Source organism: Ramlibacter sp. (assembly GCF_036383835.1).
Lineage (GTDB): Bacteria > Pseudomonadota > Gammaproteobacteria > Burkholderiales > Burkholderiaceae_C > Ramlibacter.
Map to the genome: position 1 here is coordinate 1 of NZ_DASVNN010000079.1, position 10,459 is coordinate 10,459.

10 protein-coding genes are annotated in these 10,459 nt (G+C 70.2%); 1 reads left to right on the forward strand and 9 read right to left on the reverse strand.

The features are described 5' to 3' along the window. The 9 genes from hisS to VF522_RS13585 all read right to left on the reverse strand — a co-directional run. Positions 1-1,204, reverse strand: a 1,204-nt coding sequence (gene hisS / locus VF522_RS13545; RefSeq protein WP_330908804.1) for a histidine--tRNA ligase, incomplete at its 3' end; no start/stop codon positions are given. Positions 1,205-1,257: 53 nt separating this feature from the next. After that, complete coding sequence (gene ispG / locus VF522_RS13550) at positions 1,258-2,550, reverse strand: flavodoxin-dependent (E)-4-hydroxy-3-methylbut-2-enyl-diphosphate synthase (protein ID WP_330908805.1); 1,293 nt, start codon at positions 2,548-2,550, stop codon at positions 1,258-1,260. Then, entirely contained in the window at positions 2,550-3,446 is an 897-nt protein-coding gene (locus VF522_RS13555; RefSeq protein ID WP_330908806.1) for a helix-turn-helix domain-containing protein, read from the reverse strand. The genes ispG and VF522_RS13555 overlap by 1 nt, the downstream gene beginning before the upstream one ends. Next, a complete protein-coding gene (pilW, locus tag VF522_RS13560) occupies positions 3,439-4,263 on the reverse strand; it encodes a type IV pilus biogenesis/stability protein PilW (RefSeq protein ID WP_330908807.1) in 825 nt (274 codons plus the stop codon). The genes VF522_RS13555 and pilW overlap by 8 nt, the downstream gene beginning before the upstream one ends. 6 nt (positions 4,264-4,269) lie before the next feature. Continuing rightward, positions 4,270-5,415: a 23S rRNA (adenine(2503)-C(2))-methyltransferase RlmN gene (rlmN, locus tag VF522_RS13565; RefSeq protein WP_330908808.1), complete on the reverse strand. Its 1,146-nt coding sequence runs from the start codon at positions 5,413-5,415 to the stop codon at positions 4,270-4,272. Positions 5,416-5,428: 13 nt separating this feature from the next. Beyond that, a complete protein-coding gene (gene ndk, locus VF522_RS13570; protein ID WP_330908809.1) occupies positions 5,429-5,854 on the reverse strand; it encodes a nucleoside-diphosphate kinase in 426 nt (141 codons plus the stop codon). Positions 5,855-6,033: 179 nt separating this feature from the next. Next, the gene (locus VF522_RS13575) at positions 6,034-7,491 is read right to left on the reverse strand and encodes a pseudouridine synthase (RefSeq protein WP_330908810.1); all 1,458 of its coding nucleotides are present in this window, start codon (positions 7,489-7,491) and stop codon (positions 6,034-6,036) included. Positions 7,492-7,495: 4 nt separating this feature from the next. Continuing rightward, positions 7,496-8,200, reverse strand: a complete 705-nt coding sequence (gene scpB, locus VF522_RS13580; RefSeq protein ID WP_330908811.1) for an SMC-Scp complex subunit ScpB — start codon at positions 8,198-8,200, stop codon at positions 7,496-7,498. Positions 8,201-8,319: 119 nt separating this feature from the next. Further along, the gene (locus VF522_RS13585) at positions 8,320-9,348 is read right to left on the reverse strand and encodes an RluA family pseudouridine synthase (RefSeq protein ID WP_414709524.1); all 1,029 of its coding nucleotides are present in this window, start codon (positions 9,346-9,348) and stop codon (positions 8,320-8,322) included. Between VF522_RS13585 and VF522_RS13590 the strand changes: the two genes are divergently transcribed. Next, positions 9,347-10,180 carry an outer membrane protein assembly factor BamD gene (locus tag VF522_RS13590; protein ID WP_330908812.1) on the forward strand — a complete coding sequence of 278 codons (834 nt, stop codon included), beginning with the start codon at positions 9,347-9,349 and terminating at the stop codon, positions 10,178-10,180. The two genes, VF522_RS13585 and VF522_RS13590, sit on opposite strands and share 2 nt — an antisense overlap. The last annotated feature ends 279 nt before the right edge of the window (positions 10,181-10,459 follow it).

The window sequence follows — 10,459 nt, forward strand, 5'->3', positions numbered from 1 at the left end:
GGCCGAAGACCAGCGCATGGCGGGCGCCGCTCGCGTCGGCCCGCTTGAACTGCGACTTCATGCTGCCCGGCCCGTCGTGGCCACCGGCATGCTGCAGCACGCGCACGCCGGCGGCACGCAGCTTCTCCAGCGTGGCGGTGACCAGCGGCAGCGGCGCGCCGGCCGGAACGACGGCGTAGGCATCGGGGGACGCGTCGGGCATGGGCACCTCCAGCTCCTGCAGCAGCAGCAGCAGGCGCTCGATGCCGAGGCCGAAGCCCACCGCCGGCGCCGGCTTGCCGCCCAGCTGCGCGATCAGGCCGTCGTAGCGGCCGCCGCCGCAGACCGTGCCCTGCGAGCCGAGCTGGTCGGTGACCCACTCGAACACCGTCAGGTTGTAGTAGTCCATGCCGCGCACCAGGCGCGGATTGACGCGGTAGGCCAGGCCCACCGCGTCGAGCGCGGCGCGCACGGCGTCGAAGTGCGCACGCGATTCCTCGCCGAGGAAGTCGATCAGGCGCGGCGCGCCTTCGATCAGCGCCTGCAGTGCGGGGTTCTTGCTGTCCAGGATGCGCAGCGGGTTGCTGTGCAGGCGGCGCTTCGAATCCTCGTCGAGCGCGTCCGCCTGCTGCGAGAAATACGCGACGAGCGCGTCGCGATGCTGCTTGCGCTCCTCCGGCTGGCCGAGGCTGTTGATCTCCAGCCGCACGTCGCGGCCTTCCACCAGGCCCAGCTCGCGCCAGAGCGCGCGCGCCATCAGGATCATCTCCACGTCGACGTCGGGACCGGCGAAGCCCAGCGCCTCGACATCGAGCTGGTGGAACTGGCGGTAGCGGCCCTTCTGCGGCCGCTCGTGGCGGAACATGGCGCCCACGGTCCACAGGCGCAGCGGGCCGTTGTAGAGCGCGTTGTGCTCGTTCATCGCGCGCACGATGCCGGCGGTGGCCTCCGGGCGCAGCGTGAGCTTGTCGCCGTTCATGGAGTCGGTGAAGGAGTACATCTCCTTTTCCACGATGTCCGTGACCTCGCCGAGCCCGCGCACGAACAGCGCGGTGGGCTCCACGATGGGCGTGAGCAGGTACTGGTACCCGTAGCGCGCCATCACCGTGCGCACGCAGGACTCGAACCACTGCCACAGCGCCGAATCCGGCAGCTTGTCCGTGCGCGGCACGGAGGCCGGCAGGATGTCGTTCATGCCTTTGACGGCACGGATTTTTTCAGACATGTTGATGACGAATGACTTCGCGCTTCGCGCTCAATGACAAATGACGAATTGTGTCATTCGTCATGCAGGGCAAGGCCCGCGTCATTTGTCATCGTGCCGAAGCGCTTCTCGATGTAGTTCTCGACGATCTGGTGGAATTCGCGCGCGATGTTGTCGCCGCGCAGCGTCATCGCCTTCTGGCCGTCGATGAAGACGGGGGCGGCGGGCGCCTCGCCCGTGCCGGGCAGGCTGATGCCGATGTCGGCATGCTTGCTCTCGCCGGGGCCGTTGACGATGCAGCCCATCACGGCCACCTTCATCTTCTCGACGCCCGGGTACTTCGCGCGCCACACCGGCATCTGCGCGCGCAGGTAGTCGTCGATCTGCTTGGCGAGTTCCTGGAAGGTGGTGCTGGTGGTGCGGCCGCAGCCCGGGCAGGCCGTGACGCTCGGCACGAAGGCGCGCAGGCCCAGTGCCTGCAGGATCTCGGAGGCGATCACCACTTCCTGCGTGCGCGACTCGCCCGGCTGCGGCGTGAGCGACACGCGGATGGTGTCGCCGATGCCTTCCTGCAGCAGGATGCCCATCGCCACCGCCGACGCCACCGTGCCCTTGGTGGCCATGCCGGCTTCGGTGAGGCCCAGGTGCAGCGGGTAGTCGCAGCGGCGCGCGAGTTCGCGGTAGACGGAGATCAGGTCCTGCACGCCGCTCACCTTGCAGGACAGCAGGACCTGCTCGTGCCGCATGCCGAGTTCCTCGGCCAGCTTCGCGGACTGGATCGCCGAGGTGATCAGCGCCTCGTACATCACCTGCTTGGCGTCCCAGGGCTGCGCGCGCTGCGCGTTCTCGTCCATCAGCTGGGCGAGCAGCTCCTGGTCGAGGCTGCCCCAGTTGACGCCGATGCGCACCGGCTTGTCCCACTTGAGCGCGGCTTCCACCATCTGCGCGAACTGGCGGTCCTTCTTGTCGCCCTTGCCGACGTTGCCGGGGTTGATGCGGTACTTGGACAGCGCCTCGGCGCAGGCCGGGAATTCGGTGAGAAGCCGGTGGCCGTTGTAGTGGAAGTCGCCCACCAGCGGCACCGCGATGCCCATGCGATCGAGCTGCTCGCGGATGTAGGGGACCTGCTGCGCCGCCTCGGGCGTGTTGACCGTGATGCGCACCAGTTCGCTGCCGGCCTGCGCCAGTTCCTTCACCTGGATCGCGGTGCCGATCGCGTCCACGGTGTCGGTGTTGGTCATGGACTGCACGCGCACCGGCGCGTCCCCGCCCACCGTGACCACGTTCGCGCCCCAGGCCACGCGGGCCTGGGCGGAGCGGCGCGCCTTCGGCGCCGCGGGTTCGATCGGGAGGCAGGGCTGGGACATCACTTGATCTCGAAGCGGGCCACGTTGTCCTTCGACACGGGCCCCAGGTTGTAGGGCTTGCCGCGCACCTGCACCTCGGTGACCTCGACGCTGCCGATCGTGACGGACAGCGGCGGCAGGCCGGAGGCGCCGGCGCTCTCGCCCGATTCCATCAGCTTGCGGAAGATGGTGGCGCCGCTGCCGTCCGTGACCTGGATCCAGGACGGGCCGCGGGTCCGGAACAGGATCGTGCCGCGGGCGCCGATCGGACCGGAAGCGGCCGCCGCAGCGGGCACGGCCACGGCTGGCGTGGCCGTGGGCACGGCAGCCGCAGGCGCGGCCGCGGTCGTTGCAGGGGCCGTGGCCGACGGAACAGGAGCGGCCGCCGCCGGCGTCGTCGCCGCCGCGGGGGCAACTTCGGCAGGCACGCCGGCGCCAGGGGCCGGCACCGCGGAATCGGATGGCCGGTTGGCCTGCAGCACCGTGTCGAGGCCGGACTGCACCATCGGCAGGAACATCAGGACCACCGCGCCGAGCACCAGCACGCCGACCGTGACCAGCACCGGCTTGGAGACCTGGTCGAACCAGCTCGGCCCGGGTCCTTCGGTCGCGGCATGGAACGGCGCGTTGAGGCCGTCGCCGTGCTGCACCAGCCGCGGCTGCGCGGTCTGCGGCAGGCGGTCCAGCACCGGCTGCGGATCGATCTTCAGCGCCCGGCAGACGCTCGAGGCCAGCGCGCGCGCGAACACGGCATCCGGCAGCAGGTCGTAGCGATCCTCCTCCAGGGCCTCCAGCTTGCGCACGGGGACCTTGAGGTTGGCCGCCAGCGTCGCGGCGTGCAGGCCGGCGGCTTCGCGGGCCTCGCGCAGGATGAAACCCGCGCTCGGTCCCTCGGGAACGACGGCGGCGTCACTCATCGAACGCCCTCCGGTCCAGCGACGTGCGCTCGGGCGACTGCGGGAAGCGCTTGCGCAGCACTTCGCTCAGCTGCGCCATGGCGGCGCCGTCGTTCATCCGGTTTTCCACCCGGATGCCGAGCCACAGCGATTCGGCGTTGGCGAGTTCGCTGTTGTTCAGGCGGCGGATGTAGAACTGCGCGCGCGGGAACTCGCCGCGCTGGTACAGCAGGCGGGCGAGGTTGTAGCCGGTGATCGGGTTGCCGGGATCGAGCTCGTAGGAGCGCGTGAGGCTGGCCTCCGCGTCGGCCCCCTGGCCGGCGCGCGCCTGGCACAGGCCCAGGGCCATGTGCGTCTTGGCGCGGTCGCCATAGAGCGGGTTGCCCAGCGCCTGCTGGAACGCCCGCGCGGACTCCGGATAGCGCTGCGTGGTGCAGAGCAGCCAGCCGTAGTTGTGCGCGGCGTCCGAATCGCGGGGATTGAGCGTCAGGGTGCGGCGGAAGTTTTCCTCGGCCTGGCGGTTGTCGCCCAGGCGCATGTAGATCAGGCCGCGCAGGTTGTAGGCGTCGGGGTAGTAGGGATCCGTCTGGATCACCTGCTTCAGCTCGTCGAGCGCGATCTCCGTCTTGCCCTCGGCGTAGTAGCTGCTGGCGAGCTCCAGGCGGATGCGCGCGCGGCGCCGCTGGTCGGTGTCGTCGGATGGCGAGGCGACGTCCGATACGACGTCGTGCGGCGGCGGTGCCGCGCAACCGGTGAGCAGTCCCGACATCGCCGCGGCCAGGGCCGCGGCCGCCATCCATCCCGCCGTGCGGCCTTGCGCCGCCATGGCCATGTTCATGATCCCCTACGCCTCCTTCGTCGTGTCCGCGGGAACCTGTTTGAGCATCACCGTGCGCTGCTGCGCGATGCGCCGGTCCACCCGGGTGCGATCCTTGACGTCTCCGGCCAGCTGGCCGCAGGCGGCGTCGATGTCGTCGCCGCGCGTCTTCCGCACCGTCGTGACGATACCAGCATCACTCAGGATTTTCGCGAAAGCCTGCACGCTCTGTTGCGGCGAACGCACCAGGCCGGAGGCGGGGAATGGATTGAAGGGGATCAGGTTCAGCTTGCAGGACACGCCGCGCCCGCGGTGGTGGCGCACCAGGTCCACCAGCTGCCGCGCGTGCTCCGGCTGGTCGTTCACGCCATCGAGCATGCAGTACTCGAAGGTGATGAAGTCGCGCGGGGCGTGTTCGAGGTAGCGGTTGCAGGCGTCCAGCAGTTCGGCGATCGGGTACTTGCGATTGAGCGGCACCAGCTTGTCGCGCAGTTCGTCGTTGGGCGCGTGCAGCGACACCGCCATCGCCACCGGGCTGTCCTCGCCCAGGCGGTCCATCATCGGCACGACGCCGGAGGTGGACACCGTGACGCGGCGGCGCGACAGGCCGTAGCCGTGGTCGTCCAGCATCACGCGCAGGGCGGGCACCAGCGCGGCGTAGTTCTGCAGCGGCTCGCCCATGCCCATCATCACGACGTTGGTGATGACGCGGGTGCCGCGCGTGTCGAGGTGCCCGCGCAGGAAATGCTCGGCGAACCAGAGCTGCGCCAGGATCTCGCCGGTGGTGAGGTTGCGCGAGAAGCCCTGGTGGCCGGTGGAACAGAAGCGGCAGCCGACGGCGCAGCCCGCCTGCGAGGAAATGCACAGCGTGCCGCGGTCGTCCTCAGGGATGAACACGGCCTCGACGGCGTCGCCGTTGCCGACGTCGAACAGCCACTTGATGGTGCCGTCGGCGGATTCGTGCTGGGTGAGGACGGACAGGCCCTCGATGCGGGCCCTGCCCTCGAGTTTCTCCCGCAGCGACTTGGCCAGGTCGGTCATCTGGCCGAAGTCGCGGGCGCCCTTCTGGTGGATCCACCGGAACAGCTGGGTGGCGCGGAAGCGCTTCTCACCCAGGGAAGCGACGAACGCGGCCAGACCCTCGAGGTCGTAATCGAGCAGGTTGGCCGTCATTTCATGTTTCGCTTCAGCGGGAGTAGACGTTCATCGCCGGGAAGAAGAAGGCGACTTCGTTCTTGGCGGTTTCGGCGGCATCGGAGCCGTGCACGGCGTTGGCGTCGATGCTGTCGGCGAAGTCGGCGCGGATGGTGCCGGCGGCGGCCTTCTTGGGGTCGGTCGCGCCCATCAGGTCGCGGTTCTTCAGGATGGCGTTCTCGCCTTCCAGCGCCTGGATCATCACCGGGCCGGAGATCATGAAGTCCACCAGGTCCTTGAAGAAGGGACGCTCCTTGTGCACGGCGTAGAACTGCTCGGCTTCCTGGCGCGACAGGTGGGCCATCTTCGCGGCCACGACTTTCAGGCCGGCGGCTTCGAAGCGCGCGTAGATCTGGCCGATCACGTTCTTGGCCACGGCGTCGGGCTTGATGATGGAGAGGGTGCGTTCGATAGCCATTGGGGTTTCCTGAGCTTGTGTTTTAGGGTTTCGCCGGAGGAGGAAAGTTCGGCAAAGCCCGCAATTCTAGCTTGCGGGCATGACGGATGACCCGGCTGCGCCCGAATGACAAATGACGAATGGGGTCTCCCCTTCATTCGTCATTTGTCGTCTGTCATGGCCGCCGGACGCGGCCTGCCTCAGCGGCCGCGTCCGCCGCCGCCACCGCCACTGCCACCGCCGCGGCGGCCACCCCGGCCACCACCGCCGCCACCGCCGCCCGGCATCCCGCCCCCGGGCCCGCCGCGGCGCTGGCGGCTGAAGCTGTCGGCGCCGATGTAGCCGAAGGAGGTCTTCATCGGATCGGGTTGGCCGGCGCCGCCACCTCCTCCGCCGCCACCGCCTGCGCCACCCCCTCCGCCCTTGCGGCGGCCCTGGCCCTGCTGGCCCTGGCCCTGCCCCTGGCTCTGCCGGGGCGGATTGCCGCCCGAGGGACGCGGGCCATCGCCGCGGCGACGGGTGCGGTTGCCCTTGCCCTCCTGGGGACCGCGGCCCTGCTGCGGACGGGCCATGTCGGGACCGCCGGCGGCGCGGGTGAGCGCGCCGATGTCGCGCTCGTCCAGTTCCATCCAGGCGCCGCGCTTGAGGCCGCGCGGCAGCACCATCGCGCCATAGCGGATGCGGATGAGGCGAGAGACCGCGTGGCCCACGGCCTCGAACAGCCGGCGCACCTCGCGGTTGCGGCCTTCGCTGATCGTCACGCGGTACCAGACGTTGGAGCCCTCGCCGCCGCCCTCTTCGATGGAGCCGAAGGCGGCGCGGCCGTCATCCAGGCTCACCCCGTCCAGCAGGCGCTGGCGCTCTTCGGAGGACAGGGGGCCGAGCACGCGCACGGCGTACTCGCGCTCCAGGCCGAAGCGCGGATGCATCAGCCTGTTGGCCAGCTCGCCGGAACTGGTGAACAGCAACAGGCCTTCGGTATTGAGGTCCAGCCGGCCCACCGACTGCCACTTGCCCTGCTGCAGCCGGGGCAGCTTGCGGAACACCGTGGGACGGTTCTGCGGGTCGTCGTGCGTGACGACCTCGCCGACCGGCTTGTGATACGCGATCACGCGGGCCGGCGGCGGCGCGATGCGCACCTTGATCGGCTTGCCGTTGATCTTGATCTGGTCGCCGTACTGGATGCGCTGGCCGATGTGGGCGGGCTCGTTGTTGACCGAGATCCGCCCCTCCATGATCAGCTGCTCCATCTCCAGCCGCGAGCCGAGGCCGGCCTGCGCCAGCACCTTGTGCAGCTTGGGCGTCTCCGGTTGCGGGGACAGCACGCGCTTGAGCGGGGCCGTCTCGGCCTCCTCCTCGGCGTCGAAGCGGCCGCTGATGACGTCCTCGAAGCGGACGGCGGGCTCGCTGGGGGAGGTGGTGGGTTCGGCGCCCTGTTCGGCGGACTCGGGGCTGCGTTCCTCGCCCTCGTCGTCATCGTCGTCATCGTCGTCATCGTCGTCATCGTCGTCATCGTCGTGGTCGGCGCCTTCGGCGTCCGGGGTGTCGGCCACGCCGGGCGCGGGCGCCACGGCTTGCGCCCCGGGCTCGCGCTTCTCGACCTCCTGCGGGCTGTCTTCGGACGGCGTGCGCGCCATGGAGTCGGTCGGGTCGTTCATGGATTCAGGTCTCGGTGGCTTGCGCCGGATCGTGGTCGCCCTCGCCGGGGCCGCTCGGGGCCGCGGGGGCCGCATCGCCTTCGGCACCGGCTGCGGCCGCGCCTGCCTCGAGGCCGTCGTCGTTGGCCGCGAGTTCCATCGCGAGCTCGGGCTGCGGCTCCGCCGCTTCGTTGAGCGCTTCGAACACGCCCTGCTGCGACGGGCCCTGCAGCTCGGGGAGCTGGTCGAGCGAGGCCAGGCCCAGGTCGTCCAGGAACTGGCGGGTGGTGGCGTACAGCCCCGGGCGGCCGACCGCCTCGCGGTGGCCGATCACCTCGACCCAGCCGCGGTCTTCCAGCTGCTTGAGGATCTGCGTGTTGATCGTGACGCCGCGGATGTCTTCCATGTCGCCGCGCGTCACCGGCTGGCGGTAGGCGATGATCGCGAGCGTCTCGAGCGCGGCGCGGCTGTACTTGGGCGGCTTCTCGGGATGCAGCCGGTCGAGGTACTCGCGCAGCTCGGGGCGGCTCTGGAAGCGCCAGCCGCTCGCCACGCAGACGAGCTCCACGCCGCGCTGCGTCCAGTCGTTCTGGAGTTCGCCCAGCAGGTCCTTGATGGTGTCGGCGCCGAGCTCGTCGCTGAACAACACGCGCAGCTCGCGCACCGTCAGCGGCTGTTGCGTGCAGATCAGCGCGGTTTCGAGGACGCGCTTGGCATCCGCCGTATTCATCGTTTGGTCGTGGAATGCGCGCTCAGGAAGCGCTGCGGTTCAGGGGCAGGGTTTTGCATTCTCGCCGCCGAGCCGTCCCCGGGGGAGGCGCGGCGCGGTTCCGGCGCGGGTCTCGCCACTCAAGGCCGCCGCGCGGGCGAGCTCGCGAGCCATTCGGATTCATTGTAACGCAGCCCCCAGCCCTCCCACGCCGAGCGCAGATCCCGCGGAAGGGGGGCATGGAATGCCAGCGGCTGCGACGTGACCGGATGCGCGAGCCCGAGCCGGAAGGCATGCAGCGCCTGCCGCGCGAGGCCCGCGGCGGGGGCGCCGCCGTACAGGGGATCGGCCACCAGGGGATGCCCGATGTGCGCCATGTGCACGCGGATCTGGTGGGTGCGGCCGGTCTCCAGCGTGCACAGGACGCCACAGCCCTGCTCCGCTTCGGCCAGCAGGCGGAACACCGTGGCGGCGGGCTTGCCCGGATGCCGGGCCGGATCGACCACCGCCATGCGCAGCCGGTTGCGCGGGTCGCGGCCGATCGCGGCCTCCACGCGGCGCTCCTGCGGTCCCTGCCATGACCGATGGGCCAGCGCGAGGTACTGCCGCGAGACTTCGCGCGCGGCGATCATCGCGACCAGGCGATCCATCGCCGCGCGGGTGCGGGCCACGAGCATCAGGCCGCTCGTGTCCTTGTCCAGGCGGTGCACGATGCCGGCGCGCGGCAGCGTGCGGGCGGCGGCATCGCGCGCGAGCAGCGCATTGAGCAGCGTGCCGCTCCAGTTGCCGGGCGCCGGATGCACGACGAGGCCGGCGGGCTTGTCGACCACCAGCAGGTGTTCGTCCTCGTACACCACCGGCACGGGGATGTCCTCCGGCAGGAAGGCCTGGCTTTGCGGCGTGGGCCGCAGCTCGATCTCGCCGGCCTCGCCGGCGCGCACGCGGTGCGAGGCCTTGGGCGCCTTCGCCCCGTGGAGGCGGACGGCGCCGGCGTCGATCAGCTGCTGCAGGTAGCTGCGGGAAAACTCGGGCACCAGGTGGGCCAGCGCGCGGTCGAGGCGCTCGCCGTGCAGCGCCGCGGCGATGGTGAAGCTGCGCGTCTCGGCTTCCGCGCCCGGTTCGTCGAGCAGGTCTTCCGTGGAAGCCTGCAGGGGGTCCGTCGATATAATGGCTCGCCCTTCCAGAAGAGAGTTGCCCGTGGTCGTTCGAGCGAAATTATCGGTGTTCCCTGTCCTCGTCGCCGCGGCGCTGCTCGCCGGCTGCGCCAGCACGAAGGAGGAGGACAAGACGGCCACCTGGAGCCCGAACAAGATCTACGCCGAGGCCAAGGACGAGATGAACGGCGGCGCCTGGGACAAGGCGGTCCCGCTGCTGGAGAAGCTCGAAGGCCGCGCCGCAGGCACCCCGCTCGCGCAGCAGGCGCAGCTCGATCGCGCCTACGCGCACTACAAGGCGGGCGACCAGGCGCAGGCGCTGGCCACCCTGGACCGCTTCATCAAGCTGCATCCCGCGAGCCCGGCGCTGGACTACGCCCTCTACCTGAAGGGCATCGTCAACTTCAACGACGAACTCGGGATGTTCGCCTTCCTCTCGCGCCAGGACCTGTCCGAGCGCGACCAGAAGGCGGCCAAGGAATCCTTCGAGGCCTTCAAGGAACTGTCCACCCGCTTCCCCGAGTCGCGCTACGCACCGGACGCCACCGCGCGCATGACGTACATCGTCAACTCGCTCGCGCAGTACGAAGTGCACGTCGCACGCTACTACATGAGCCGGGGCGCCTACGTGGCGGCGATCAACCGCGCGCAATCGGCGATCGCCGACTACCGCGACGTGCCGGCGCTGGAGGAAGCGCTCTTCATCCTCGTGCGCTCCTACGACGCCCTGGGCATGACCCAGCTGCGCGACGACGCGCGCCGCGTGATGGAGAAGAGCTATCCGCAGAGCCGGTACCTGACGGGCGGCGGAAAGGCGGCCAGCAAGTCGTGGTGGCGCTTCTGGTGATCTGACCGTCATCCCCGCGCAAGCAGGGGCCCGGGGCCTTCATGAAGCGGCGCTGATGCGCCGCTTCCCGCTTTTGGCGGCGGGGTGCGTCGCGTCAGGCGGCGCGCGGTGTAGACCCGCTGGGGCGGCGTCCCCCTCGCCTTCGACTTTCAGGCGCCACCCCTTGATGCGGACCCACACCGCGCACCGCCTGCCGCGACGTCGAGCGCTGCGCTTGATCGGGGTGTGTGCGCCACCGCCCTGCCCTGCTGCCAGCCCCCGTGCGGGCGGGGCCGGGGT